The sequence below is a fragment of the Roseateles oligotrophus genome, assembly GCF_014204525.1.
Taxonomy (GTDB): Bacteria; Pseudomonadota; Gammaproteobacteria; order Burkholderiales; family Burkholderiaceae_C; genus Paucibacter_A; species Paucibacter_A oligotrophus_A.
In genome coordinates this window covers 80,793-106,417 of the sequence record NZ_JACHLP010000009.1, presented here as the reverse complement: position 1 = coordinate 106,417, position 25,625 = coordinate 80,793, and the positions used below count along the sequence as shown (strand labels likewise).

The following is a 25,625-nucleotide window of genomic DNA, read 5'->3' as shown; positions in this document are numbered from 1 at the left end:
GCACCATAAGTGCTAGCCCATCTGCTGTCTGCCGCAATGCGACCAATGGTGGAAATCAGGCCCTCATCTGCCAGCCCTGCCGCCCATTCGCAAGTGGCCCGCCAAGCGGGCTCAACGCTTGCTCTGCAGCTTGGCAAAAGCCGCGGCCATGGCGCTGCCGCCGGCCGCTGCGCTGGCGGGCGCGGCCGGGCGATGAGCGCCCGCAGCGCCGCCCGCACGCTCGTTGCGCGCGGCCGGCCGGTAGCTGTTGTCGGCCTTGGCGCCACTCTTCTGCACGGGCGCATCCAGCTTCATGGTCAGCGAGATGCGCTTGCGCGACAGGTCCACCTCCAGCACCCGCACCTTGACGATGTCGCCGGTCTTGACCACCTCACGGGCATCGGCCACGAACTTGTTGGAGAGCTGGCTGACGTGGATCAGGCCGTCCTGGTGCACGCCCAGATCCACAAAAGCGCCGAACTGGGCGACGTTGGAGACCGTGCCCTCCAGCACCATGCCCTCCTGCAAATCCTTGATATCGTCCACGCCCTCGCTGAAGCGGGCCACCTTGAAGTCGGGGCGCGGGTCGCGGCCGGGCTTCTCCAGCTCGGCCAGGATGTCCTTGACGGTGATGGCACCGAATTTCTCGTCGGCAAAGGCCTCGGGCTTGAGCGTGCGTATCACATCGCTCTTGCCCATCACCTCGGCGGCCGGCCGCTTGACGGCGGCCAGGATGCGCTCGACCACGGGGTAAGTCTCGGGATGGACGCCGGAGAAGTCCAGCGGGTTCTCTCCATCGCGGATACGCAAAAAGCCTGCCGCCTGCTCGAAGGTCTTGGGGCCCAGGCCCGTCACGTCCAGCAATTGCTTGCGGCTCTTGAAGGCGCCATTGGCATCGCGCCAACGCACGATGGAAGCCGCCACGGTGGCGGAGAGGCCCGACACCCGCGAGAGCAGGGGCGCCGAGGCCGTGTTGAGGTCCACGCCCACCGAGTTGACGCAGTCTTCCACCACCGCGTCAAGGGTCTTGGCCATCTCGCTCTGGTTGACGTCGTGCTGGTACTGGCCGACACCGATGCTCTTGGGGTCGATCTTGACCAGCTCGGCCAGCGGGTCCTGCAGGCGGCGGGCGATGGAGACGGCACCGCGCAAAGTAACGTCCAGGTCCGGCAGCTCCTTGGAGGCGAACTCCGAGGCCGAGTAGATGGAGGCACCGGCCTCGCTGACCACCACCTTCTGGATCTCGGTGCCGGGGGCCAGCTGCTGGATGCGCTTGATCAGGTCGGCGGCCAGCTTGTCGGTCTCGCGGCTGGCCGTGCCATTGCCAATGGCGATCAGGTTCACACCATGGGTGGCGCACAAGCGGCCCAGGGTGTGGATGGAGCCTTCCCAGTCCTTGCGCGGCTCGTGCGGGAAGACGGCGCAGGTGTCCAGCACCCGGCCGGTGTCGCTGACCACCGCCACCTTGACGCCGGTGCGAATGCCCGGGTCCAGGCCCATCACCACCCGCTTGCCGGCCGGTGCGGCCAAGAGCAGATCGCGCAGATTCTCGGCAAACACCTTGATGGCGACGCGCTCGGCCTCCTCGCGCAGGCGCGAGAACAGATCGCGCTCCAGGCTCATGCTGAGCTTGACCTTCCAGGTCCAGGCCACGGTCTTGCGGATCAGGGCGTCGGCCGGGCGATTGGCATGGCTCCAGCCCAGATGGCGGGCGATGCGGCCTTCCGCCAGGCCCGGCTGGCCGGCCACGGTCTCCTCGTCCAACACCAGCTTGGCGTCCAGCAACTCCTGGGTGCGGCCACGGAACACGGCCAGGGCGCGGTGCGAGGGCACGGTCTTGATGGGCTCGTCGTAATCGAAGTAGTCGCGGAACTTGGCCACATCGGGGTTGTTCTCGTCCTTGCCTTCCATCAGCTTGGAACGGAACAAGCCCTCCTCCCACAGCCATTCGCGCAGCTTGCCGATCAGCAAGGCGTCCTCGGCCCAGCGCTCGGAGAGCAGGTCGCGCACGCCGTCCAGCACGGCAAAGGCGTCGGCAAAACCGGCATCGGGGTTGAGGAAGGCGGCGGCCTCGGCCTGCGGATCCAGCGTCGGGTCGGCAAACAGCTTGTCGGCCAGCGGCTCCAGGCCGGCCTCGCGAGCCATCATGCCCTTGGTGCGGCGCTTTTGCTTGTAGGGCAGGTAGAGGTCTTCCAGCTCCTGCTTGGTCGGCGCGGCCTCGACCAGCGCGCGCAGCTCGGGCGTCAGCTTGCCCTGCTCTTCGATGCTCTTGAGCACGGCGGCGCGGCGCTCTTCCAGCTCGCGCAGATAGCCCAGGCGGGCCTCCAGATCGCGCAGCTGGGCGTCGTCCAGACCGTCGGTCACTTCCTTGCGGTAGCGGGCGATGAAGGGGACGGTGGCGCCCCCATCGAGCAGTTCAACAGCGGCGTTGACTTGGGCCGGCCGAACCTGCAGTTCGGCGGCAATTTGAAGCAGGATCTTGTCCAAAGCGTCGGGATCGTCGGGGATCACTTGAAAACCGGAAGCGGCGGAGTTTGCCACAGGCCGGCGGGCGGGCCAGGCACAAGAACCCGCCTTGAGTCGTCCTAACCTTCCCCTAGGTCAGCACGGGTTTGCATGAATAGGGCGGGCCGACGCGGCTGTCTATGCTGCGCAGACAAAAACCGAACAGGAGACAGCGCATGCGCATCCTCACCCCCCGCAAAGCCCTGGGCGGCGCCCTGGTTCTCATCCTGGCCGCAGCCTCTGCCGCCTGGGCCACGAATTACTCGCTCTGGGTCAACGGCCGCACCGGCGGCGGCGTGGCCGGCAACTATGCCGACTTCACTTACTGGGGCCCGGCCACAACGGCCGCCGGCATCAACAAAAAGGCCGTCAACTGGGACGGCTACAACCACATCTCCGACCAGAACTATCTGGTGCGCAATGCCCTGGACTGCTATTGCACCGGCCCCAACTGGTGTTATGTGGCGGTGCACAGCGCCGGCAATCTGATGATGGGCTACACCCTCTCCATGTACGGCGGCAGCAGCCGCTACAAGAAGAACGCCAGCCCCGGCAGCGATGGCCAATGCGCCAATAGCGACGGCACGACGCAGACCGGCTGGAATATCAAATGGGTCAATGTGGCGGCCGGTGCCGCCGGCGGCAGCGAGCTCTCGGACGCCGGCAGCTGGGCGATGTCCGAGCCCCTGGTGGCCGACCTCAAGACCAGCACCGCGCGTGCCATGTACGACCACAACAACACCCGCGCCAAGATGTTTTATATGTACGCCGGCGCCAAGGGCACGGCCTACTCCTTCATCCTGCCGGGCCAGGACGACGAAGCCGTGGCCTACCACTCCTCGGGTGGCGTCTCGGGCAGCTCGGGGGGCAGCTATTGCAACCCCAGCGACTGGCTGTGCAATGACCTGACCCTGGGCACGGCCGCCGTCGAGGGCGGACGGGCCAAGTGGAGCAACCACTCCGTCGTCTTCCGCGACGATGCGGAGGCCTATAACCACTACACCAATGGCAACTGGGGCGGCGTGGTCGGCAAGGTGCGGGCCGATATGGTCACCAACGCGAACTGAGGCCTGATGAGCACGCGCCAATGGGCGGCCCTGCTGCTGGGGCTGGCGCTTGTGGCCGGCCTGGTCGTGCTGGCCTTGCGCAGCCCGGCGCCGGCCGAGGCAGGGGTGCAGCTGCGGGCCAGCGCCGCCTCCGCGCCGGCCTCGGCGCCAGCACCAGCCAACACCAGCCCGCTCAAATTGGCCGCCAGGCAGGATGCCCAAGCCCAGCGCCAGGTCTGGCAGCAGCGCCTGGAGCGGGCCCAGCAAAGCCTGGACCATTACAAGCAAGCCACCCGCTACCCGCCCGAGTCGCGCCCCATCAGCGAGCACCCCGACCAGCGCCAGCCCTTTGCCCCGGTGGTGTCGGAGTCGCCCATGCGCACGCCCGACGGCAAGGGCGTGGACGGCGTGCGCATCGTCAGCACACAGGACCGCGTCTTCATGAGCGGCACGGAGACGGTGAACTTCAGCATCGCCGCGCTGGACGCCAGCGGCAAGGCCCTGCCCCTGCTGGCCACCCGCGCCCTGGCCTTCGACCTGCCCGACCCACGCCAGGCCCTGGGCCGGCCCCAGGTGGGCCTGAGCTTTGTGGCCGCTGGCGACGGCGTCCTGCGCGCCGCCTTCAACCCGGCCAGCCAGGGCTTTGCCGACTTTGCCGGCACGCTGCGGGTGCAAGTGCAGTACAACCAAAATGGCCGCCTGGGCCAGATCAGCTTCGACACCGTCTACCAGCCCCTGATTCCGGCGCAATGGACGGGCCAGGTGCGCGAGCAAATCGCACAAGGCTCGCTGGACTTTCTCGTCGGCGCCAAGGTCGCCCAGGCCGGGCGTTATGTGGTCAGCGCCCGGGTCGAGGACGCCAAGGGTCAGATGTTTGCCCTGCTGCAATTCAACGAGGAGGTGGAGGCTGGCCAGCAGGAATTCCGCCTGCGCCTGTTCGGCAAGCTCGTGCAGGATCTGCAGCCCACCTTCCCGCTCAGGCTGCGCGATGTGCAGGGCTTTTTGCTCGTGGCCGACCGCTTCCCCGACCGCGCCATGATGCCGCGCTGGCCCGGCCTGGTTTACAGCAGCGCCAGCCATGCGCTCGGCAGCTTCTCCAGCGCCGAGTGGACCAGCGAGGAGCGTCAGCGCTATCTGGACGAATACGGCAAGGACGTGAGCACGGCCCAGCAAAAGCTGGCCGACTTGAACCCGCCCAAGCCCTGAAACCTTTTAGAGTGGCTAACAAAACTCAGCGCAGCGGTCCTGGCTAGGCGCGCCGTCGAAGACAGTACACCTGGTACGGTGAGACGGCGCAACGACGCCAGGAGAGTTTTGTTAGCCGCTCTTACTGCGCGAGGGCCCAGCGCGCGGCGCCCTCGCCCGCCAGCACGCCGCTGGCCATGCTGGCGGTCAGCAGATAGCCGCCGGTGGGCGCCTCCCAGTCCAGCATCTCGCCGGCGCAGAACACGCCCGGCAAGGCCTTGAGCATCAGCCCCGCGTCCAGCTCTTCCAGGCGCACGCCGCCGGCCGTGCTGATGGCCTCGGCCACCGGACGGGCCGCCTTCAGACGCAGGGGCAGGCGCTTGAGCGTGCGGGCCAGCAAGGCCTCGTCCTTGTACTCCTCCTTGCTCAGCACCTCGTGCAGCAGGCCGGCCTTCAGGCCTTCGATGCCTAATCTGCTTTTCAGATGGGTAGAAAGCGAGCGCGGGCCACGCGGGCGCGCGACCTCGGCGGCGACAAAGTCCTCCGAGCGGTCGGGCAGCAGGTCCAGATGGATCAGGGCCTCGCCCTGATCCTTGATTTCTTCGCGCAAGAGATGGGCGGCGGCATAAACCAGGGAACCCTCGATGCCGCTGGCCGTCACCACGAACTCGCCCTGGCGGGCGAACTGGCGGCCCGTCTTGGCGCTGGCGAAATGCAGGGCCACCGGCTTGATGGGCAGGCCGGCGAATTTGTCGGCGAACATCGGGCTCCAGCCCATGGCCTCTGCACCCGCGCGGCGCAGGCCCAGATCAAAGCCGCAGTTGGCGGCTTGCAAGGGCGCGATGCTCACGCCGCGTGCCGCCAGCAGGGGCAGCCAGGCGCCGTTGGAGCCCAGCTGCGGCCACGAAGCGCCGCCCAGGGCCAGCACCAGCACATCGGGTTTGAGCAGGCGTTCCTGCCCTTGTTCACCGGCAAATTTCAGCTGGCCGTCGGCCGCCCAGCCCAGCCAGCGCTGACGCATGGAAAAGCGCACACCCGCCTCGCGCAGGCGGTGCAACCAGGCGCGCAGCAGGGGTGCGGCCTTCATCGAGCTGGGGAAGACCCGGCCCGAGCTGCCCACAAAGGTGTCCACGCCCAGCCCGGCGGCCCAGGCGCGCAGGCCCTCGGCGTCCAGGCGGTCCAGCCAGTGCGCCACCTCGGGGCTGCGCTCGGCATAACGTTGAATGAAATCGGCCTTGTCCTCGGCATGGGTCAGGTTCAAACCGCCCTTGCCGGCCAGCAGGAATTTGCGTCCCACCGAGGGCATGGCATCGCAGACCTCGACCGCCAGGCCGGCCGCACGCAGGCGCTCGGCCGCCATCAGCCCGGCCGGACCGCCGCCTATGACCAGGGCGTGTTTGTTTGTGCTGGGGGATGAGGAGGACATGGGCAGGCGCGGAAAGAGAACGGGGCAGGGAGTGTGCCAGATTCCCCCGCCCTGCCCCCGGCTAGCCGCCAGCCGCCTTGAGCGCGGCGGCGATCTGCGCGCCCAGCTCGGGCTTGTCCTTGAAGGGGTCGCTGGGATTGCGCAGCTGCATCACATCCTCCATGCGCTCTTGCACCCCGGCCAGGGATTTGGGGTGGCTGAAGATGTAGAACTGGCCCGCATCCACGGCCGCGAAGACCATGGCGGCCACCTCGGCCGCCGTCACCTTGCCGGCAGACACGGCCTTGTCGCTCATGGCTTGCGAAACCAGCTGACTCTGGGTCGGCTTGGCGGCGGCCAGCTCGGCCGGCCGGTTGCGATGGCTTTGCGCGATGCCGGTGGGCACGAAGAAGGGGCAGAGCACCGCGGCATGCAGTTGCTGCGTCACCAGGGCCAGGTCTTGATAGAGCGTCTCGCTCAAGGCCACGACCGCGTGTTTGGAGACGTTGTAAACCCCCATATTCGGCGCATTGACCATGCCGGCCATGGAGGCTGTGTTGACGATATGGCCCCGGTAGGCCGGGTCGGCCGCGGCTGCGGCCAGCATCATGGGTGTGAACAGACGCACGCCATGCACCACACCCATCAGATTGACGCCCAGCACCCATTCCCAGTCGGCCAGGCTGTTCTCCCACAGCAGGCCGCCGGCGCCCACGCCGGCATTGTTGAAGACCAGGTGGGGTGCGCCGAAGCGCAGCTTGACGGCGGCGGCCAAGGCCTCCATCTCGGCCGCCTTGGACACATCGAGCCGCTGGGCCAGCAGGGGCAGGCCGTCGAACTCGGCCGCGGCCTGTTCCAGCGCATCGGCCTGCACATCGCAAAGCACCAGATTCATGCCACGCGCCGCCGCCAGCCGCGCCAGCTCCAGGCCGAAGCCCGAAGCGGCGCCGGTGATGACGGCGGTCCTGCCTTGATCGGTCTTCATATTCACCTCACTTTGCACTGCATATCGATGTGGGCAATGCCGTCTTCGTCGTAGACGGCCGAGACGGGCTCGAAACCCAGGCTGGTGTAAAAGCCTTGCAGATGGGCTTGGGCGCTGAGTGCCAGGTCTTGCCCCGGCCACAGGCGCGCGCATTCCCGCAAGGCCTGCTGCATCAGCTGCCGGCCCTGGCCCGCACCGCGCGCCTCGGGCGCCGTCACCACCCGGCCGATCTCGGGCAAACGGTGCGCCGGCCCCTTGGCCAGGGGCGGCAGCAAGCGGGCATAGGCCAGCAAGCCGCCACCGGAATCGCTACCCAGCAGATGCCAGCAGCGCAGATCGACACCGTCCGGGTCCAGATAAAGGCATTGCTGCTCCAGCACAAAGACCCGGGCCCGCAGGGCCAGGGCCTGGTAGAGCTGGATCGTGCTCAGCTCGGCCAGGGGCGCGCATTGCCAAAGCAGCGAACTCATCAGACCAGCTTGACCAGCTGCTTGCCGAAGTTGCGGCCCTTGAGCAGGCCCAGAAAGGCTTCGGGTGCGGCGGCAATGCCTTGCGCCACCGACTCGCGGAACTTCAGCTTGCCGCTGGCGACCAGGCCGCCCAGCTCCTTCAAGGCCTCGGGCCAGACGTCCATATGCTCGCTGACGATGAAGCCCTCGACCTTCATGCGATTGCTCAGGATCAGCTGGGGCGCGGCCAAGGGGATGGGTTCGCCGTTGTAGCCGGAGATCATGCCGCACATGGCCACGCGGCTGAAGGCATTGGCACGCAGCATCACCGCATCCAGAATCATGCCGCCGACGTTCTCGAAGTGGCCGTCGATGCCGTCCGGGCAGGCCGCCTTGAGGGCGGCCGACAGCGAGCGCAGATCGGGGTGCTGCTTGTAGTCGATGCAGGCGTCGAAACCCAGCTCCTCGACCACATAACGGCATTTATCGGCGCCACCGGCCAGGCCGACGGCGCGGGCGCCGCGCGCCTTGGCCAGCTGGCCCACCACGCTGCCGACCGCACCACTGGCGGCGCTGACCACCACCGTCTCGCCGGCCTTGGGATTGATGATCTTGACCAGGCCATACCAGGCCGTCACGCCGGGCATGCCCACGGCGCCGAGGTAGGCCGACAGCGGGATGTGCGTGGTGTCCACCTTTTGCAGCACGCCGCGCTGGGTGGCATCGACCAGGAAATACTCCTGCCAGCCGCCCATGCCCACCACCTTGTCGCCCACAGTGAAATTGGCGTTCCTGGAGGCCACGACCTCGCCGGCCGTGCCGCCCAGCATCACCTCGCCCAAGGGCTGAGGCGCGGCGTAGCTCTTGCCGTCATTCATGCGGCCGCGCATATAGGGGTCCAGGCTCAGAAAGTGATTGCGTATCAAGACCTGACCCTCGGCCAGCTCGGCGGCCGTGGGCAGCTGCTGCTCACGCAGGATGAAATTCTGGCTGCTGGGCTCGCCCTGGGGGCGCGAGGCCAGGAGGATCTGGCGGTTGAGGGTCTTGTCTTGACTCATGGGAGGGGCTCCTGCGGGAATGCAAATTTGTGCTGAATTGAATCATGCCAAATTCAGCGCCCCAGTCCCATGGGCGACAAGACCAGCGGCCGCCGACTCAGATCTTGAACGCAGCCACCACCTGCACCAGCTGCGAGGCCTGGTTGCGCAGGCTCTCGGCGGCGGCGGCGCTTTCCTCCACCAGCGCGGCGTTCTGCTGCGTGGCCTGATCCATTTGCGTCACCGCCTCCCCCACCTGGGCCACGCCCTGGCTTTGTTCCATGCTGGCGGCGCTGATCTCTCCCATGATGTCCGTCACCCGCTTGATGGCGCTGACCACCTCCTGCATGGTGCTGCCCGCCTGATCGACCAGTTGGGTGCCGCGCTCCACGCGGTCCACGCTGGCCGTGATCAGCGACTTGATCTCCTTGGCCGCTTCGGCGCTGCGCTGGGCCAGATTGCGCACCTCGCCCGCCACCACCGCGAAGCCTCGGCCTTGCTCACCGGCACGGGCCGCCTCCACCGCCGCATTCAGCGCCAGGATATTGGTCTGGAAGGCAATGCCGTCGATGACGCTGATGATGTCGGCAATCTTCGTCGAGCTGTCATTGATGTCCTTCATCGTGCCCACCACCTCCTCCACCACGCGGCCACCGCGCTCGGCCACCGTCGAGGCATTCTTGGCCAGCTGATCGGCCTGGCGGGCGTTGTCGGAGTTCTGCTTGACGGTGGAACCCAACTGCTCCATGGAGGCCGCTGTTTCCTCTAGCGCACTCGCCTGCTGCTCGGTGCGGCCCGATAAATCCTGATTGCCCTGCGCGATCTGGGCACTGGCCGTGGCCACACTCTCGGCATTGCTGCGGACCGTGCCCACCACCTTGCCCAGGGCGCCCTGCATATCCTTCATGGCTTGCAACAAGGGGCTGAACTCGTCGCTCTCCGCATCATGGATCTGCACGCTGAGATTGCCGTCACGCACCCGCTCGGCCGCCTGCTGGGTCACCTCGACACGGCGCTGCAGCACGCGGGCGATAAACCAGGAGGACAGGGTCAAGCCCAGCGCCACCACCAGCACCAGCGCCACGACCAGATTGCGCACCGACCTGGAGGCGGCGGTGATCTCATCGATCTCCCCGTTCAAGGCCTTGGACTGGCGCGCGACTTCATCCGCCATTACGGTCAAAATGGCATTGCGGGCCGGGATGGTCTTCTTGACCAATTGCTCAAAAGCCTCGTCCTTTTTACCGGCCTTGACGAACTCGAGGTTCTCGCCGCCGATCAGCCAGAACTCCTTGAACAGGGTCGTGATCTTTTCAATCGCGATCTTGCCCTCGGGCGAAGTCACGGCCGCGCCATACTGGGCCAGGGCCTCATCGATCGCCTTGTGCTTCTTGCCGATGTCCTCCAGGGTCGCGGCCAAGTCCTCCGGTGTGCGGACCAGCATGGCATGCCTAACCTGCAAGGACACCCGGGTGAGATTGAGCTGGGCCGAGTCCATGCGCATCAGCTGCGGCACCCGCAGCTCACTGGCTTTCTGCGCATTGACCGCCACCTGGCCCAGGGCGTTCCAGCTCAGCACGGCCACCACGGCCAAGCCGAGAACCAGGGCAAATGAAACGAGGTAAAGCTTTCTGGCGATTCCGAACGAAGACGTCTGACCCATGGCGCAACTCCTGTATTTGATAGATGCAAATCACCCGCAGGACGCCGGTACGGCCTAGGTGAATCGGCAAATCCCAGGCTGGGATAGATCCAAAAGCAGTCTTCGGCCTTTTGCCAAGAAGATGAAGGTGCTTGAGCCCGGAAATGAGCCAGAAATCTCCGCCACTAACCTCAATTGCAAGCGGAAACCCGGCGCCAGTCGCCTCTAAGCAACAGCTCAAGGGACGGATAGCCAAGCAAGGACTGGCTTGTTCAAATCAGTCGTGCGGCGCCTCCGGGCAAGACTTACGGCCTGCCCTCAAAGATTCAGCCGCACATCAGAATTTCGTCAAATGGCCGATACCAGGAATATGGGCGTCGAGGCACATTGATCATCCCTGTCGCCTTGGTTTTCCTCTCAACCGTACGGAGTCCAGTGTATGAATCTCTCTGACTACAAGATCTCCACCAAGCTGATCGCCAGCTTCGTCGTTGTGGCCTTGTTCAGCCTGGTCATCGGCTTGCAAGGCCTGTCCAACACCGCAAACATCAACGAGTCCACCGTGCAGCTGTACGAGAAGGAAATGTTGGGCCTGTCGTATATGAAGGAGTCCAATATCGACCTGCTCTACATCGGCCGCAGCGCGCGCAACGCCTTGCTGGCCACAACGGACGAAGCCCGCGCCAAGGCCTTGGAGAAGGTCAAGGCCGATGTGGCACTGACCAAGCAGAATATGGAGGCGGCGCGCCCCCTGTTCTGGTCGGAGAAGGGCCGGGCCGAGTTCGCCAAGCTGGATGAGCACTGGAAGGCCTACGAGCCGGTTTTGAACGGTCTGGTTGAAAAAATCAAGGCCAGCAAGCTCGATACCAATGCCGAGGCGGCCGACTATCTGTTCAAGACTTTTGGCCCCGCCGTCAACAAGGTCGATGACCAGATGACCGCGCTGACCAAGGTCAAGGAGGCCAACTCCGAAAAACTGATCAAGGCCAACGCCGAGCGCTATACCAGCAGCCGCAACTGGGCCATCGCCCTGATTGTGCTGAGCCTGGGCCTGGGCGTAGGCCTGGGGCTGCTGATCAGCCGCAACGTCACCCAAAGCCTGGGCCGGGCCATGGCCAGCGCCCAACGCATGAGCGAAGGCGATATGAGCCAGCCCATCGAGACGGCGGGTCGCGACGAAACCGCCCAACTGGCCCAGACCCTGGAGAGCATGCGTCAGACCCTGGCAGGCATCGTCGGCAACGTGCGCAGCAATGCCGAGAGCGTGGCCACGGCCAGCTCGCAGATTGCCCAGGGCAATTCCGATCTGAGCCAGCGCACCGAGCAACAGGCCAGCGCGCTGGAAGAAACCGCCGCCACCATGGACGAGCTGGGCTCCACCGTGCGCAATAACGCCGACAACTCGCAGCAGGCCAATCAGCTGGCCATGAATGCCTCCGATGTGGCGACCCAGGGCGGCGCGGTGGTGAGCCAGGTGGTCGAGACCATGCGCGGCATCAACGACAGCTCCAAGAAGATCACCGACATCATCACCGTCATCGACGGCATCGCCTTCCAGACCAATATCCTGGCCCTGAACGCGGCGGTGGAGGCGGCCCGCGCCGGTGAGCAGGGCCGCGGCTTTGCCGTGGTGGCTTCCGAGGTGCGCAGCCTGGCCCAGCGCAGCGCCGAGGCGGCCAAGGAGATCAAGGCCTTGATCGCCGCCAGCGTCGAGCGGGTGGAGCAAGGTACGGGTCTGGTGGACGAGGCCGGCAAGACCATGCATGAGATCGTCGGCGCCATCAAACGCGTGACCGATATCGTGGGCGAGATCAGCTCGGCCAGCCGCGAACAAAGCACCGGTGTCTCACAGATCGGCGAGGCCATCACCCAGATGGATCAGGTCACCCAGCAGAACGCCGCCCTGGTGGAAGAAAGCGCGGCCGCCGCCGAAAGCCTGCGCCAGCAGGCGCGGCAGCTGGTGGACGCGATGGCCTTCTTCAAGGTCGCGCGCTGAACCTGCGCTAACAGGCCCTAACGAGTCTGCAAGGGCTTGATCGCCCGCCCCACCCCTGGCAGGGCCTTGATGTACTTGAAGGTGGCGGTGGCGTGGGCGCAGAGCTGGCCCCCGGGGCCGAACACCGAGCCCTCGCAAAAGGCCAGCGTCGCGCTGCCGTGCAGCAGCTTGCCCAGGGCGCGCAACTCGCCCTCGCCCGGCCGCATAAAAGAGGTCTTCATCTCGATGGTGACGACGCCGGGGCCGGCGTTCAGATGGCCGCCCGCCCCGATGTGCACACTGCGCGCCGCATGCGCCATGGCCACGTCCAGCATGGTCATCAACAGGCCGCCATGGGCCACGGCCCAGGAGTTGAGGTGCCTGGCCTGCAGCGCCAGGTGCAGCTCGGCCTCGCCGCCGGCCATGCGCTGCAGGCTCAGGCCCAGGTCTTCGACAAAGGGAATGTGGACCGGAAATTCAATACTCATGGCTGCGCTTCGCTCAAGCTCCGTGGATGGCGCTGACCCCGCCGTCCACCGCCAGGATCTGGCCGGTGATGTGCTTGCCGGCGCGTGAGGCGAACAGCAGGGCCGCACCCTTCAAATCCTCATCATCGCCGATGCGGCGCAGGGGCGCGGCGGCGGCCAGAGTGTTTTCACCCAGCGCGGCCAGCAAGCCCTTGGTCATCTTGCTGGGGAAGAAGCCCGGCGCCAGCGCATTGACCGTGATGCCGAACTCGCCCCACTCCCCCGCCAGGGCACGGGTGAAGTTGACCACCGCGCCCTTGCTTGTGTTGTAGGCAATCGTCTTCATGGCGCTGGGGTTGCCGGCCAGTCCGGCGATGGAGGCGATATTGATGATGCGGCCGTGGCGGCGCGGAATCATGCTTTGCTGGGCCACCGCCTGGGCAAAGACGAAGAGGCTGCGCACATTCAGGTCCATCACCTTGTCCCAGGCCTCCAGCGGATGCTCCTGGGCCGGGGCACCCCAGCTGGCCCCGGCGTTATTGACCAGGATGTCGATCTGACCCAGGCGCTCCAGGGTCTCGCTGACCACGCGCCGGGCTTGCAGCTCGTCGGCCGCGTCGGCGGCGATCCAGCGGGCATCGATGCCGCGCGCCTGCAGATGGGCGACCGCTTCTTCCAGATCGGCCGCCTTGCGCGAAGTCAGCATGATCTTGGCGCCGGCCTCGCCCAGGCTCTCGGCGATCTGCAGGCCCAGACCGCGCGAGCCGCCGGTGATCAAGGCCACCTGGCCGCCGAGGTCGAACAGGGATTGCACGGAAGTGCTCATGAGCATCGCTCCAGAGTTCGTCAAAAAAAAAAGAAAGGCTGAGCCCGCACACAAGTTCCTTCCGGAACTTGTGTGCGGGCTCAGCTCCAGCGCGAGCGCAGCCAGATCAGCAGCACGCCCAGGCCCACACCGGCGCCACCCAGCAGCAGCAAGCCGCTGCCCAGGCTTTGGCCCAGCTCATCGTCCAGGCGCTGGCGAATCACGAACAGGCCCAGCACGGCCAGCAGCGCACCGATGTAGATGAAGATCCACACCAGGCGCTCGATCCAGACCAGGGTCTTGGGGTGCATACATCAAAACCATGCGGATTGCATCTCACGGCACAGCGACTCACGCCGCGCCACCACGGCCAGCCAGGCATTGATCTTGGGCAGCTCGTAGGCGTAGAAATAACGCGCGGCGGCCTGCTTGCCGCGGGCGAAATCATCTTCGCCTTCGGGCAGACTCAAGAGTACATCCAACCAGATCCAGGCCAGCACCACATGGCCAAAAGCCTGCAGATAGGGCGTGGCATTGGCCAGGGCCTCATCGAGATCGCCGGGCTCGCCGCTGGCCCAGGCCTTTTTGCTGGCGCCGCCCAGCAGCGCCAGCGCCGCCGCCAGCTCATGGCCCAGGCTCATCAGGCCCGCGTCTTGCTGGGCTCGCTCCACGGTGGTGTTGATGCGGCCGGCCAGGGCCAGCAAGGCCTGGCCGCCCTGCATGGCGATCTTACGGCCCAGCAAATCCAAGGCCTGGATGCCGTGGGTGCCCTCGTGGATCATGTTCAGGCGGTTGTCGCGCCAGTACTGCTCGACGGGGAAGTCGCGGGTATAGCCATAGCCGCCCAGCACCTGGATGGCCAGGGAGTTGGCCTCCAAACACCACTCGCTGGGCCAGCTCTTGACGATGGGGGTCAGGACCTCCAGCAAGAGCTTGGCCTGCCGGGCCGATTCGGCCTCGCCGGTGTGCAACTCGTCCACCAGGCGGGCGCAGAACAGGGCCAGGGCCAGCCCACCTTCGACATAGCTCTTCTGCGCCAGCAACATGCGCTTGACGTCGGCATGCTCGATGATGGGCCGCTGCGGGCTGCCGGCATCCTTGCCTTGCGGCCCCATGGCCCGGCCTTGCGGGCGCTGGCGCGCGTAAGCCAGGCTGGCCTCGTAGCCGGCATAACCCAGCATCACCGCACCCAGGCCCACGCCGATGCGGGCCTCGTTCATCATATGGAACATGCAGGCCAGGCCCTCGCCCGGCGCGCCGACGCGGTAGCCGACGGCGCCGCCGCGCTCGCCAAAGTTCAGCAGGCAATTGCTGGTGCCACGAAAGCCCAGCTTGTGGTTGAGCCCGGCCAGGCTCACATCGTTGCGCTGGCCGGTCAGCTGACCTTGCGCATCAACGCTATGCTTGGGCACGATGAAGAGCGAGATGCCGCGCGCGCCCGGTATCAGCTGGCCCTGCTCATCGGGGATCTTGGCCAGCACCAGATGGATGATGTTCTCGCTCAGCTCATGCTCACCGGCCGAGATCCACATCTTGTTGCCGCGCAGAAGATAGCGCGGGCCCAGGGGATCGGCGGCAAAGTCCGCCCCGTCGGCGACGGCACGGGTGGCGATGTCCGAGAGGCTGGAGCCGGCCTGCGGCTCGCTCAAACACATGGTGCCGAACCAGCGGCCGGCAAACTCGGCCTGGGCAAACACCTCGCGCTGCCGCGGCGTGCCATGCGCCATCAAGAGATTGGCATTGCCGCTGGTGAGCATGGCGTAAGCGCCCATGGCCACGCTGGCCTTGCTGAAGAAGGCATTGGCCGCCATCTCGATCACGCAGGGCAGCTGCATGCCGCCGACTTCATAGTCTTGGGCTGCGGCCAGCATGCCCGATTCGGCATAGGCCCGGACCGCCGCCTGCGTGCTGGCGGGCAGATGCACCCGCTCGCCATCAAAGCGCGGCTCCTCCACATCGCTGAGGCGGTTGAAGGGGGCGAATTTATCGGCGGCGATCTTCTCGCAGGTGTCGAGCACGGCCGCGAAGGTCTCGGCGCTGTGCTCGGCAAAGCGCTCACGCTGGGTGAGCGCGGGCACCCGCAACCAGTCGGTCAACAAGAAGTCGAGCGTGCGGCGCATGCTCATGAGAAACAAAACTCCGAAATGCAACCACAGAGACACGGAGGCACTGAGAAATGCAAGCCAGAAAGCCGATTCACCTCTGTGTCTCCGTGACTCTGTGGTTGCAATTGAATTGAAAGTTTCTCCGCGAACGCCGGGCGCCGCCAGGGCGCCTGGCATGCTCACAAGACTTCAAACACGCCCGCCGCGCCCATGCCACCACCGATGCACATGGTGACGCAAACGAGTTTGGCGCCGCGGCGCTTGCCTTCAATCAAGGCATGGCCGGCCAGGCGCTGGCCCGACACCCCGTAGGGATGGCCCACCGCAATCGCGCCGCCGTTGACGTTCAGCCGCTCCATCGGGATACCCAGCGTATCGGCGCAGTAAAGCACCTGCACCGCAAAGGCTTCGTTCAACTCCCAGAGGTCGATGTCCGCGACCTTGAGCCCCAGGCGCTTCAGCAGCTTGGGCACGGCGAAGACCGGGCCTATGCCCATCTCGTCGGGCTCGCAGCCGGCCACGGCAAAACCCAGGAAGCGGCCCAGGGGCCGGAGGCCATGGGCCTGGGCATAGCGCTCGCTGGTCAGCACGCAGGCGCCGGCGCCGTCGGAAAACTGGCTGGCATTGCCGGCCGTGATCAGGCCGCCCGGCAGGGCCGAGCGCAGACCGCTGATGCCCTCCACCGTCGTGCCCTCGCGCAGGCCTTCGTCCACGCTGAGCGTGACTTCACGCGTCGTCAGGCCCAAGACCTTGTCGGCCACACCCATGGTGACGGCGATGGGCGCGATCTCGGCCGCGAAATAACCGGCCGCCTGAGCGGCGCAGGCGCGCTGCTGGCTTTGCGCGCCGTAGGCGTCCATGCGCTCGCGGCCGATCTGGTAGCGCTTGGCCACCTGCTCGGCCGTCTGCAACATATTCCAGTAGATCTCCGGCTTGGCTTTCAGCAGGTCCGGGTCGGTGATCATGTGGCGGTTGGCCTCGTTCTGCACGCAGGAGATGCTCTCCACCCCGCCGGCCACAAAGACCTCGCCCTCGCCCGCGATGATGCGCTGGGCGGCCAGGGCGATGGTCTGCAGGCCGCTGGAGCAGAAGCGGTTGATGGTGATGCCGCTGACCGTGACGGGCAGGCCGGCGCGCAAGGCGATCTGGCGGGCGATATTGCTGCCGGTGGCGCCCTCGGGCGTGGCGCAGCCCATCAGCACATCCTCGACCTCGGCGCCAGCGATGCCGGCCCGCTCGACGGCGGCCTTGACCACATGGCCGCCCAGGGTGGCGCCGTGCGTCAGATTGAAAGCGCCCTTCCAGCTCTTGGCCAAGGGCGTGCGGGCGGTGGAAACAATGAGGGCATTGCTCATGATGCGGCTTTCCTAATCTACGGCTTCAGGTGAATGACTTGCCTTCGGCAACCAGGCGCGCCAGCAGGGGCGCGGGCTGCCAGAACTCGCCGTCGTCCAGCGGGTTCCTGGCAAAGCGCTTCATGGCCTGCTGCACATTGAAGAGGCCTAGCGTGTCGGCATAGCACATGGGGCCGCCGCGCCACAGGGGGAAGCCATAGCCGCTCAGATAGACCATGTCCACATCCGAGGCGCGCTGAGCAATGCCCTCCTCCAGCAGATGGGCGGCCTCGTTGACCAGGGAGAAGACCAGGCGGTGGACGATCTCCTCGTCGCCGATCTGGCGCGGCGTGATGCCCAGTGCCGCACGATGCTGGTCCAACATCTTTGCCACCAGCTCGGAAGGAATGGCATCGCGCTTGCCCGGCGCGTAGTCGTACCAGCCGGCGCCGGTCTTCTGGCCGAAGCGGCCCAGCTCACAGAGCAGATCGGCGCTTTTGGAATAACGCAGCCCGGGCTTTTCTTGATAGCGGCGCTTGCGTATCGCCCAGCCGATGTCATTGCCGGCCAGGTCGCCCATGCGGAAGGGACCCATGGCAAAGCCGAATTTCTCAGCGGCACGGTCCACCTGGGCGGGGCTGCAGCCCTCGTCCAGCAAAAAGCCGGCCTGGCGGCTGTATTGCTCGATCATGCGGTTGCCGATGAAGCCGTCGCAGACGCCCGAGACCACCGCCGTCTTGCGTATCTTCTTGGCCAGGGCCATCACGGTGGCCAGCACGTCCTTGGCCGTGGCGGCGCCGCGCACCACCTCCAGCAGCCTCATCACATTGGCGGGGCTGAAGAAATGCAGGCCCACGACGTCCTGCGGGCGCCGGGTGAAGCCGGCGATCTTGTTGAGGTCCAGCGTCGAGGTGTTGGAGGCCAGGATGGCGCCGGGCTTCATCACCGCGTCCAGCTGCTTGAACACGGCCTCCTTGACCGCCATCTCCTCGAACACCGCCTCGATCACCAGATCGGCATCGGCGATCTCGGCATAGGCCAGCGTCGTGCTCAGCAAGGCCATGCGCTGCTGGTATTTGTCCTCCTTCAGCTTGCCCTTCTTGACCTGGGCCTCATAGTTCTTGCTGATGGTGGCCACACCCCGGTCCAGCGCGGCTTGCTGGGTTTCCAGCAGGGTGACGGGGAGGCCGGCATTCAGGAAGTTCATGGCGATGCCGCCGCCCATGGTGCCGGCGCCGATGACGGCCACCTTGGCGATGGGGCGCAGCGGCGTGCTGTCGGGCACGTCGGCGATCTTGGAGGCCGCACGCTCGGCAAAAAAGGCATGGCGCAAGGCCTTGGATTCGGGCGTCACCATCAGGGCGGCAAAGCCCTCGCGCTCGTTGCGGATGCCCTCGTCGAACCTCATATTCACCGCAGCCGCCACGGCCTCCAGGCAGCGCAGGGGCGCGGGGAAGTTCTTACTCATCGCGCCCACGCTGTTGCGGGCGAATTGAAAGAAGGCCTCCGGCTTGGCATGCTGTGCCTTCAGATCGCGCACGCGTGGCAGCGGGCGCTTGTCGGCCACCGCCTCGGCAAAGGCCAGGGCCTCCGCCAGCAGATCGCCCGTCAGCACCCGGTCAAACAGCTTCTGGCCGGGCACCTGGGCCAGCACTTCAGCGTTCACCGGCTCACCGCTAACAATCATATTCAGCGCAGGCTCCACCCCCAGCGCACGCGGCAGGCGCTGCGTGCCGCCAGCGCCTGGCAGCAGGCCCAGCTTGACCTCGGGCAGGGCGATCTTGCTGCCGGGGGCCACCACACGGTAGTGGCAGCCCAGGGCCAGCTCCAGGCCCCCCCCCATGCAGACGCTGTGGATCGCGGCCACCACCGGCTTGCTGCAGGCCTCGACCAGGGCGATCAGGCTCAGCAGATTGGGCTCGGCCAGGGCCAGGGGGCTGCCGAATTCCTTGATATCGGCACCGCCGGAAAAAGCCTTGCCGGCGCCGGTGATCAGCAAGGCCTTGACGGCGGCGTCGTTCTCGGCCTGCTCGATGGCCGCCGCTGCGGCCTTGCGAGTCTCGTAAGCCAGGCCGTTGACCGGCGGGTTGCTCAAGGTGATCACGGCCACGCTGCCGCGAACTTCGTAAATCGCTGTCATGCCTTGGGTCCTCTCATCGGGATGGGCTTGCCAGCCACTTGCAGCGGCCGGTCAAAAAAAGAACGCTCGTTCGATTCTAGACAGCAAACCCTGCACAAGCCTGTCCCAGCCGTGACAATGGGCCATGAGCACAAGCCCCAGGCCCAAGCGCAGCCGGCATTTGCAGGCCAGCGATGCACGCGCGCTGAGCCAACTGGCCGTGCAGGCCGGCACCGGCCTGACCCGGGTGGTGGAAGGCGTGCATCAATCGGTCTGGGACCGCCTGGGCGTGGCCGGTCCCGCCAAGGGCCGCACGGGCGGCGTCACCGGCCTGGTCTACCGCAGCCTCTACGGTGCGGCCGAGATGCTGGGCCGCGGCCTGGACCGGGCCTTGGCCGGCCTGGAGCCCTGGCTGGCGAAAAGCCTCAGCGATGAACTGGGCCGCCAGCATCTGCCGACGCCGGAACGCGAGGCCGTGCTGGCCGCCCTCAACGGCATCCTGGGCGACCATCTGCTGGCGAGCGACAACCCCTTGGCCAGCGGCATGAGCTTGCGCTGGCAGGGCCAGGTCCTGCAGGGCGGGCGCTGGCCCTCGGCCCAGCAGGTGGGGCCGCGCATCCTGCTGCTGGTGCACGGCCTGTGCATGAACGAACGGGCCTGGATGGGTGACGAGGCGCCGGGCCATATCGACAGCCCTGGCGGCAGCGAGATCAAGCATGGCGGCCATGTGCCGGCGCTGTGCGCCGCGGGCGGGCTCAACCCGGTTTATCTGCGCTACAACAGCGGCCTGCACATCTCGCAAAACGGCCACCGCCTGGCCGCGGCGCTGGAGCAATTGCTGGGGGGCTGGCCCAGGCCTGTGGAGGAGATCCGCGTGCTGGCCCACAGCATGGGCGGCCTGCTGATACGCAGCGCCGTGCACAGCGCGCAGACCCAGGGCATGGACTGGCCGGCGCGCCTGAGCCGCATCGTGTTCCTGGGCACGCCGCATCACGGTGCACCGCTGGAACGGGCCGGCCACGGGCTGGACCAGCTGCTGGGCAGCAGCAGCTTCACCGCGCCCCTGGCCAAGCTGGGCCAGCTGCGCAGCGCCGGCATCACCGATCTGCGCCACGGCAATGTGCTGGACGCCGACTGGCAGGGCCATGACCGCTTTGATCCCCGGCCCGATCAGCGCCAGCCCCTGCCCCTACCCGCTGGAGTTGACTGTTATGCCATCGCCGCCACCACCGCCGGCCGCCGCGGCAGCTTGAGCGAGCGCCTGCTGGGCGACGGTCTGGTGACGGTGGACAGCGCCCTGGGCCAGCACGAGGATGCGGCCCGCCATCTGCACTTCCCGGCCGCGCGGCGCTGGCTGGCCTACAAGACCAACCATATGGCCCTGCTGGACAGCCCGCGGGTGACGGAGCAGTTGCTGAAGTGGCTGGCTTGAATGGGCGTCGAGCTTCTGTTGCGCTGACTCCAGCTTCAGTCGCTGCGTCATTCTGTTGCCAAGGCCCTGCCGGGAGTTCGCCCCGACAGGGCCGTCGAACAAGACAAAAGTTGCGGACCCTACACCTCCAACCACTCCTTGCGGATATAGCTATTGGCGCGCAGCTCCTCCGGCGTGCCCTCGAAGACGATGCGGCCGTGGCCCATCACATAGCAGCGCTGCGAAATCTCCAGCGCGATGGCCAGCTTCTGCTCCACCAGCAGGACGGCAATGCCGCGCTCCTTCAGCGTCTTCAGATACTGGGCCACCAGCTCCACAATCATCGGCGCCAGGCCCTCGGTAGGCTCGTCGATCATGATCAGATCAGGGTCGCCCATCAGGCTGCGGCACAGGGTCAGCATCTGCTGCTCGCCGCCCGAGAGCACGCCGGCCTCGGTGTGCTGACGCTCCCGCAGGCGCGGGAACATGCGATACATATCCTCAAAACTCCAGCGCGGATTCCGCGCCCCCGATTTCTGACCTAACAGCAAATTCTGCTGCACCGTCAGCTTGGGGAAGATATCGCGGTTCTCGGGCACATAAGCCAGGCCCCAGTGGGCGATCTCATAGGCTTTGCGGCCCAGCAGCTCGCGCTCGCCGAACCTGATCGAGCCCTGGCCGTCGACCTGGCCCATGATGGTCTTGACCGTGGTCGAGCGGCCCGAGCCGTTGCGGCCCAGCAGGCTGACGATCTCGCCCGGCCTCAGCTCCATGCTGACACCATGCAGCACATGGCTTTTGCCATAGAAGGCGTGGACATTGTCCAGCTTCAAGATGCGCTCAGCCATGCGCCGCCTCCGCCAACACCGAGCCCAGATAGGCCTCCTGCACCCGCGCGTTGGCGCGCACCGCCTCGGGCGTGTCGAAGGCAATCACCTCGCCGTAGACCAGCACGGCGATCTTGTCGGCCAGGCCGAACACCACGCCCATATCGTGCTCCACGGTCAGCAAGGTCTTGCCCTCGGTGACCTCGCGGATCAGTTGGATGAAGCGCTGCGTCTCGCTCTTGCTCATGCCGGCCGTGGGCTCGTCCAGCAGGATGACGCTGGAGCCGCCGGCGATGGTGATGCCTATCTCCAGCGCCCGCGCCTCGGCGTAGCTGAGGTTCATGGCCAGCACATCGCGGCGGCGGTCCAGCTTGATCATCGCCAGCACCTGCTCGGCTCGCTCGTTAGCATCCTCCAGATCGGCCAGGAACTTCCAGAAGGCATAGCGATGGCCCAGGCTCCAGAGCACGGCGCAGCGGATGTTCTCGAACACCGAGAGCCGGGTGAAGAGATTGGAGACCTGGAAACTGCGCGCGAGCCCGCGGCGGTTGATCTGGTAGGGCGGCAGGCCGGCGATGCGCTCACCGTGCAGGCGAATCTCGCCGCTGCTGGGCGCAAAGCGGCCGCTGATCAGATTGAAGAGCGTGGACTTGCCCGCCCCATTCGGCCCGATGACGGCAACCCGCTCGCCCGCCCTCACCTGCAGCTGGGCGCCGCGAATGATCTCGGTCTTGCCAAAGTTTTTGCGCAGGTCCAGCAGTTCCAGGGCATAACTCGTGCTCACAGCAGCTCCCGGCGTTTGATTTCTTTTTCGATCTCTTCCTGCGTCTCGTCCCACTCGCGCTTGAACTGGCGGCGCGAAAGCTCGAACAGGCCTAGGCCCACGGCCATCAGCAGGCCGGCCCCCACCCAGGCGTCGATGGCGCTGCTGTCCATGCCCACCCCCAGAAAGCGCAGCTTGGGGCCCAGGGCCTCGTTCAGCTGGCGGTGGTAGAGCATTTCAATCATGGCCGCCGCGCCCGCCAGCACGGCCAGGGCCGTACCGCCCAGGGCCAGATAGGCGGGCAAAAGCTTGCGCAGCTTGCCGAAAGCGGCCACCCGCAGATTCATCATGATCAGGCTGGCAAAACCGCCCGGCGCATACATGACCATGAAGACAAAGATCAGGCCCAGGTAGAGCAGCCAGGCCTTGGTCAGCTCGGACAAGAGCACCAGGGCCACCACCATCAACAGCGCGCCGATGATGGGCCCGAAGAAAAAGGTGGCGCCGCCCAGAAAGGTGAAGAGCAGATAGGCGCCCGAGCGCGCCGCCCCCACCACCTCGGCCGTGACGATCTCGAAGTTCAGCGCCGCCAGACCACCCGCGATGCCGGCGAACAGGCCCGAGATCATGAAGGCCAGATAACGCACCCATTGCGTGTCATAGCCGATGAAGGCGACGCGCTCGGGGTTGTCACGCACGGCATTGAGCATGCGGCCCAAGGGCGTGCGGGTGAAGGCAAACATCAGGGCGGTGCAGACAAAGCAGTAAAACGCGATCAGGTAATAGACCTGGACCTGCGGGCCGAAGCTGATGCCCAGCACGGCGCGGCCGACCACCCGATTGCCCGTCACCCCGCCCTCGCCGCCGAAGAACTCGGGCAGCATCAGGGACATGGACCAGATCAGCTCGGCCAGGCCCAGGGTGATCATGGCGAAGGGCGTGCCGGCTTTTTTGGTCGAGACATAGCCGAACAAGGCGGCAAAGAACAAGCCCGCCAGGCCGCCCGCCAGCGGCACCAGGCTGACCGGCAGGGCCAGCGTGCCGGCGCTAACGGCGTTGAGGGTGTGCATGGCCAGAAAGCCGCCCAGGCCGCTGTAGATGGCATGGCCAAAGCTGAGCATGCCGCCCTGGCCCAGCAAGATGTTGTAGGCCAGGCAGGCGATGATGGCAATGCCGATCTGGCTCAGCAAAGCCTGGGCCAGGCTGCTGGTCCACAGCAGGGGCGCCACGATCAGCATCAGGGCATAAACACCCCAGACCAGCCAGCGGCCGACGTTGAGGGGTTTGAAATGGAACTCGCGCGCCACGTTCAATCCTCCCGCTTGCCCAGCAAGCCCTTGGGCCGGAAGATCAGGATCAAGACCATCAGCAGATAGGGCAGGATGGGCGCCACCTCGGCCATGGACAGACGCAGCAAGGGGTAGCCCGGCGTCTGCGGCGTGATAGGCAAGCCCCAGCCGGTGAGCAGGCTGGCCAGGGAGCCGTTCACCGTCAACGGCAGGGTTTGCAGCAGGCCGATCAAGAGCGAGCCCACAAAAGCCCCGGCCAGCGAACCCACCCCGCCCACCACCACGACCACAAAGATGATGGAGCCGACGATGGCCGCCATATGGGGCTCGGTGACAAAGGTGATGCCGCCGATGACCCCCGCCAGGGCCGCCAGCGCGCAGCCGCTGCCGAACACCAGCATCAGCACACGCGGCACGTTATGGCCCAGGGCCTCGGCCATCTCCGGGTGGGTCAGCGCGGCCTGGATCACCAGGCCGATGCGGGTCCGGGTCAGCAGCAGCCACAGGGCCAAGAGCATGGCCAGGGCCACGCCCATCATGAAGAAACGGGTCAGCGGAAAGGTGGAACAGGCGGCCGCCGCACACAGCGCCGGCCCCGCCGCCCCCCAGACCAGGGACAGGCCCTGGGCGGGGCTCTGGACGATGGTGAAGGCCGAGCCCTGCAGGGCCGGTGGCGGACCGAAGGGCACGGCCGTGTGGCCCCAGATCAGCTGCACCAACTCCAGCAGCACATAGGACAGGCCGAAGGTGATCAAGAGCTCGGGCACATGGCCGAATTTGTGCACCCGCCGCAAGGCCATGCGCTCAAAGCCGGCGCCCAAGACCCCCACCAACAAGGGCGCCAGGATCAGCGCCGGCCAAAAGCCCAGCGCGCCCACCAGACTGTAGGCCAGGTAGGCGCCCAGCATATAAAAGCTGGCATGGGCGAAATTGAGCACGCCCATCATGCTGAAGATCAGGGTCAGGCCCGAGCTCAGCATGAAGAGCAGCAGGCCCGAGGACAGGCCGTTCAGCAGATTGATGAGGACCTGATCCACGGCGGCTCAGGAGGGGCGCTTCATCTGGCAGGAGGTCGGCGTGGAGGAGACATAGGACTCATAGGTCTTGACCGGCGCCAGGGTATAGCCCGTGCCCTCGGGCGAGTAAGGGTATTTGGCATCGGCCTTCTGCCACACCGAGATATAGAGCGGCTGCTGCAGCTGGTGGTCGGTCTTGCGCATCTCCACCTCGCCACCAAAGCTCTGCACCTTCAGCCCTTCCAGGGCCGCCGCCACCTTGACCGGATCGGTGCTCTTGGCCTTGGCCATGGCCGCGCCCAGCAGGCTGTAGATGTGGATGACGGTGCCGGTGTAGAAATCGTCCTTGAAGCGGGTCTGGAACTCCGTCATCCACTTGCCCATCTGCCCGCCCATGTTGTAGTGGTTGTAGGCCACCTGGTAGACCCGGCCCGCGCCATTGGCGCCCAGGGCCGTGGGCGTGCCGGTGACGCCGGCGTAGTAGGTGAAGAACTTACCCTGGTAACCGGCCTCATTGGCCGCCTTGACCAGCAGGGACAGGTCAGACCCCCAGTTGCCGGTGATGACGGTGTCGGCCCCCGCGGCCTTGATCTTGGCCACATAGGGCGCGAAGTCGCGCACCTGGGCCAGGGGGTGGAGGTCCTCGCCGACGATCTGTACATCGGGCCGCTTGCGCGCCAGCATCTCCTTGGCGTACTTGGCCACCTGCTGGCCGTGGGCATAGTTTTGGTTCAGCAGAAAGACCTTCTTGACGTCCGCCTGGTCTTTCAGAAAGGTGGTGATGGCCTCCATCTTCATGGAGGTGTCGGCGTCCATGCGGAAGTGCCAGTAGCTGCACTTGCTATTGGTCAGGTCGGGGTCCACCGCGGCGTGGTTGAGGTAGAGCACCTCCTTGCCGGGGTTGCGCTCATTGTGCTTGTTGACCGCGTCCACCAGGGCCAGGGCCACGCTGGAGCCATTGCCCTGGCTGATATAGCGCACGCCCTGATCGATGGCGGACTTGAGGGCATTGAGCGACTCGGCCGGGCTCAGCTTGTTGTCGATGGCGATGATCTCGAACTTCACCCCGGCCGGGTTGCTGGCGTTGAACTTCTCGGCAAAGAACTGGAAGCTCTTCACCTGGTTCTGCCCCACCGGCCCCATCAGGCCGGAGAGCGGGTCTATCCAGGCGATCTTGACCGTCTCACCCTTTTGCGCAAAGGCCGCCGCCCCGCTCAGCAGCAGCGCAGCAATCACGGTGTTCTTCAGCAGATGTTGGGCAGCAAGCATCGAAGTCTCCTG

At 66.1% G+C, this 25,625-nt stretch carries 21 protein-coding genes; 4 read left to right on the top strand and 17 right to left on the bottom strand.

Translation table 11 applies throughout. The features are described 5' to 3' along the window. Positions 1-111 precede the first annotated feature (111 nt). Complete coding sequence (locus tag HNP55_RS19820; protein WP_184303450.1) at positions 112-2,466, bottom strand: Tex family protein; 2,355 nt, start codon at positions 2,464-2,466, stop codon at positions 112-114. A gap of 194 nt (positions 2,467-2,660) precedes the next feature. Between HNP55_RS19820 and HNP55_RS19815 the strand changes: the two genes are divergently transcribed. Beyond that, positions 2,661-3,551, top strand: coding sequence for a hypothetical protein (locus tag HNP55_RS19815; RefSeq protein ID WP_221439696.1), 891 nt, complete (start codon positions 2,661-2,663; stop codon positions 3,549-3,551). Positions 3,552-3,557: 6 nt separating this feature from the next. Then, positions 3,558-4,736 carry a hypothetical protein gene (locus HNP55_RS19810; RefSeq protein ID WP_184303448.1) on the top strand — a complete coding sequence of 393 codons (1,179 nt, stop codon included), beginning with the start codon at positions 3,558-3,560 and terminating at the stop codon, positions 4,734-4,736. A gap of 121 nt (positions 4,737-4,857) precedes the next feature. Here the strand turns inward: HNP55_RS19810 and HNP55_RS19805 are convergent, their stop codons facing one another. From HNP55_RS19805 to HNP55_RS19785, 5 genes are all read right to left on the bottom strand, one after another. Then, positions 4,858-6,141: an NAD(P)/FAD-dependent oxidoreductase gene (locus HNP55_RS19805; RefSeq protein WP_184303446.1), complete on the bottom strand. Its 1,284-nt coding sequence runs from the start codon at positions 6,139-6,141 to the stop codon at positions 4,858-4,860. Between the two features lie 61 nt (positions 6,142-6,202). Beyond that, entirely contained in the window at positions 6,203-7,105 is a 903-nt protein-coding gene (locus HNP55_RS19800; RefSeq protein ID WP_184303444.1) for an SDR family oxidoreductase, read from the bottom strand. 2 nt (positions 7,106-7,107) lie between these two features. After that, positions 7,108-7,575: a GNAT family N-acetyltransferase gene (locus tag HNP55_RS19795; protein ID WP_184303442.1), complete on the bottom strand. Its 468-nt coding sequence runs from the start codon at positions 7,573-7,575 to the stop codon at positions 7,108-7,110. Then, the gene (locus HNP55_RS19790) at positions 7,575-8,612 is read right to left on the bottom strand and encodes an NADP-dependent oxidoreductase (protein ID WP_184303440.1); all 1,038 of its coding nucleotides are present in this window, start codon (positions 8,610-8,612) and stop codon (positions 7,575-7,577) included. The genes HNP55_RS19795 and HNP55_RS19790 overlap by 1 nt, the downstream gene beginning before the upstream one ends. 97 nt (positions 8,613-8,709) lie before the next feature. After that, entirely contained in the window at positions 8,710-10,254 is a 1,545-nt protein-coding gene (locus HNP55_RS19785) for a methyl-accepting chemotaxis protein (protein ID WP_184303438.1), read from the bottom strand. A gap of 418 nt (positions 10,255-10,672) precedes the next feature. Here HNP55_RS19785 and HNP55_RS24710 point away from each other — a divergent pair, with 418 nt between their 5' ends. Continuing rightward, the gene (locus tag HNP55_RS24710; protein WP_184303436.1) at positions 10,673-12,229 is read left to right on the top strand and encodes a methyl-accepting chemotaxis protein; all 1,557 of its coding nucleotides are present in this window, start codon (positions 10,673-10,675) and stop codon (positions 12,227-12,229) included. Positions 12,230-12,246: 17 nt separating this feature from the next. Here HNP55_RS24710 and HNP55_RS19775 read toward each other — a convergent pair whose 3' ends face one another. From HNP55_RS19775 to HNP55_RS19750, 6 genes are all read right to left on the bottom strand, one after another. Continuing rightward, positions 12,247-12,696: a PaaI family thioesterase gene (locus tag HNP55_RS19775; protein WP_184303434.1), complete on the bottom strand. Its 450-nt coding sequence runs from the start codon at positions 12,694-12,696 to the stop codon at positions 12,247-12,249. A 13-nt stretch (positions 12,697-12,709) separates the two neighbouring features. Beyond that, positions 12,710-13,501, bottom strand: a complete 792-nt coding sequence (locus HNP55_RS19770) for an SDR family oxidoreductase (RefSeq protein ID WP_184303432.1) — start codon at positions 13,499-13,501, stop codon at positions 12,710-12,712. An 80-nt stretch (positions 13,502-13,581) separates the two neighbouring features. Next, positions 13,582-13,791, bottom strand: a complete 210-nt coding sequence (locus HNP55_RS19765) for a hypothetical protein (RefSeq protein WP_184303431.1) — start codon at positions 13,789-13,791, stop codon at positions 13,582-13,584. A 3-nt stretch (positions 13,792-13,794) separates the two neighbouring features. Next, on the bottom strand, positions 13,795-15,606 hold the full coding sequence (locus HNP55_RS19760) for an acyl-CoA dehydrogenase (protein WP_184303429.1): 1,812 nt from the start codon (positions 15,604-15,606) through the stop codon (positions 13,795-13,797). Between the two features lie 158 nt (positions 15,607-15,764). Continuing rightward, on the bottom strand, positions 15,765-16,940 hold the full coding sequence (locus tag HNP55_RS19755) for an acetyl-CoA C-acyltransferase (RefSeq protein ID WP_184303428.1): 1,176 nt from the start codon (positions 16,938-16,940) through the stop codon (positions 15,765-15,767). A gap of 25 nt (positions 16,941-16,965) precedes the next feature. Beyond that, positions 16,966-19,059 carry a 3-hydroxyacyl-CoA dehydrogenase NAD-binding domain-containing protein gene (locus HNP55_RS19750; protein WP_184303426.1) on the bottom strand — a complete coding sequence of 698 codons (2,094 nt, stop codon included), beginning with the start codon at positions 19,057-19,059 and terminating at the stop codon, positions 16,966-16,968. A 124-nt stretch (positions 19,060-19,183) separates the two neighbouring features. Here HNP55_RS19750 and HNP55_RS19745 point away from each other — a divergent pair, with 124 nt between their 5' ends. Further along, on the top strand, positions 19,184-20,470 hold the full coding sequence (locus HNP55_RS19745) for a lipase family alpha/beta hydrolase (RefSeq protein ID WP_184303423.1): 1,287 nt from the start codon (positions 19,184-19,186) through the stop codon (positions 20,468-20,470). A gap of 119 nt (positions 20,471-20,589) precedes the next feature. On the opposite strand, the gene HNP55_RS19740 is transcribed toward HNP55_RS19745, so the two are convergent. The 5 genes from HNP55_RS19740 to HNP55_RS19720 form a co-directional block, all read right to left on the bottom strand. Further along, a complete protein-coding gene (locus HNP55_RS19740) occupies positions 20,590-21,285 on the bottom strand; it encodes an ATP-binding cassette domain-containing protein (RefSeq protein ID WP_184303578.1) in 696 nt (231 codons plus the stop codon). A gap of 4 nt (positions 21,286-21,289) precedes the next feature. Beyond that, positions 21,290-22,060 carry an ATP-binding cassette domain-containing protein gene (locus HNP55_RS19735; RefSeq protein WP_184303421.1) on the bottom strand — a complete coding sequence of 257 codons (771 nt, stop codon included), beginning with the start codon at positions 22,058-22,060 and terminating at the stop codon, positions 21,290-21,292. Then, positions 22,057-23,346: an ABC transporter permease subunit gene (locus HNP55_RS19730; protein ID WP_184303419.1), complete on the bottom strand. Its 1,290-nt coding sequence runs from the start codon at positions 23,344-23,346 to the stop codon at positions 22,057-22,059. Before HNP55_RS19730 ends, HNP55_RS19735 begins: the two co-directional genes overlap by 4 nt. A 2-nt stretch (positions 23,347-23,348) precedes the next feature. Further along, entirely contained in the window at positions 23,349-24,308 is a 960-nt protein-coding gene (locus HNP55_RS19725; protein WP_221439704.1) for a branched-chain amino acid ABC transporter permease, read from the bottom strand. 63 nt (positions 24,309-24,371) lie between these two features. Continuing rightward, positions 24,372-25,613, bottom strand: a complete 1,242-nt coding sequence (locus HNP55_RS19720; protein WP_184303415.1) for a branched-chain amino acid ABC transporter substrate-binding protein — start codon at positions 25,611-25,613, stop codon at positions 24,372-24,374. Positions 25,614-25,625 lie beyond the last annotated feature (12 nt).

Excerpts from the sequence above, each read along its gene's own strand:
- HNP55_RS19815 (WP_221439696.1), top strand. The coding sequence starts at position 2,661 with ATGCGCATCCTCACCCCCCGCAAAGCCCTGGGCGGCGCCCTGGTTCTC.
- HNP55_RS19810 (WP_184303448.1), top strand. The coding sequence starts at position 3,558 with ATGAGCACGCGCCAATGGGCGGCCCTGCTGCTGGGGCTGGCGCTTGTG.
- HNP55_RS19805 (WP_184303446.1), bottom strand. The coding sequence starts at position 6,141 with ATGTCCTCCTCATCCCCCAGCACAAACAAACACGCCCTGGTCATAGGC.
- HNP55_RS19800 (WP_184303444.1), bottom strand. The coding sequence starts at position 7,105 with ATGAAGACCGATCAAGGCAGGACCGCCGTCATCACCGGCGCCGCTTCG.
- HNP55_RS19795 (WP_184303442.1), bottom strand. The coding sequence starts at position 7,575 with ATGAGTTCGCTGCTTTGGCAATGCGCGCCCCTGGCCGAGCTGAGCACG.
- HNP55_RS19790 (WP_184303440.1), bottom strand. The coding sequence starts at position 8,612 with ATGAGTCAAGACAAGACCCTCAACCGCCAGATCCTCCTGGCCTCGCGC.
- HNP55_RS19785 (WP_184303438.1), bottom strand. The coding sequence starts at position 10,254 with ATGGGTCAGACGTCTTCGTTCGGAATCGCCAGAAAGCTTTACCTCGTT.
- HNP55_RS24710 (WP_184303436.1), top strand. The coding sequence starts at position 10,673 with ATGAATCTCTCTGACTACAAGATCTCCACCAAGCTGATCGCCAGCTTC.
- HNP55_RS19775 (WP_184303434.1), bottom strand. The coding sequence starts at position 12,696 with ATGAGTATTGAATTTCCGGTCCACATTCCCTTTGTCGAAGACCTGGGC.
- HNP55_RS19770 (WP_184303432.1), bottom strand. The coding sequence starts at position 13,501 with ATGAGCACTTCCGTGCAATCCCTGTTCGACCTCGGCGGCCAGGTGGCC.
- HNP55_RS19765 (WP_184303431.1), bottom strand. The coding sequence starts at position 13,791 with ATGCACCCCAAGACCCTGGTCTGGATCGAGCGCCTGGTGTGGATCTTC.
- HNP55_RS19760 (WP_184303429.1), bottom strand. The coding sequence starts at position 15,606 with ATGAGCATGCGCCGCACGCTCGACTTCTTGTTGACCGACTGGTTGCGG.
- HNP55_RS19755 (WP_184303428.1), bottom strand. The coding sequence starts at position 16,940 with ATGAGCAATGCCCTCATTGTTTCCACCGCCCGCACGCCCTTGGCCAAG.
- HNP55_RS19750 (WP_184303426.1), bottom strand. The coding sequence starts at position 19,059 with ATGACAGCGATTTACGAAGTTCGCGGCAGCGTGGCCGTGATCACCTTG.
- HNP55_RS19745 (WP_184303423.1), top strand. The coding sequence starts at position 19,184 with ATGAGCACAAGCCCCAGGCCCAAGCGCAGCCGGCATTTGCAGGCCAGC.
- HNP55_RS19725 (WP_221439704.1), bottom strand. The coding sequence starts at position 24,308 with ATGCTGAGCTCGGGCCTGACCCTGATCTTCAGCATGATGGGCGTGCTC.
- HNP55_RS19720 (WP_184303415.1), bottom strand. The coding sequence starts at position 25,613 with ATGCTTGCTGCCCAACATCTGCTGAAGAACACCGTGATTGCTGCGCTG.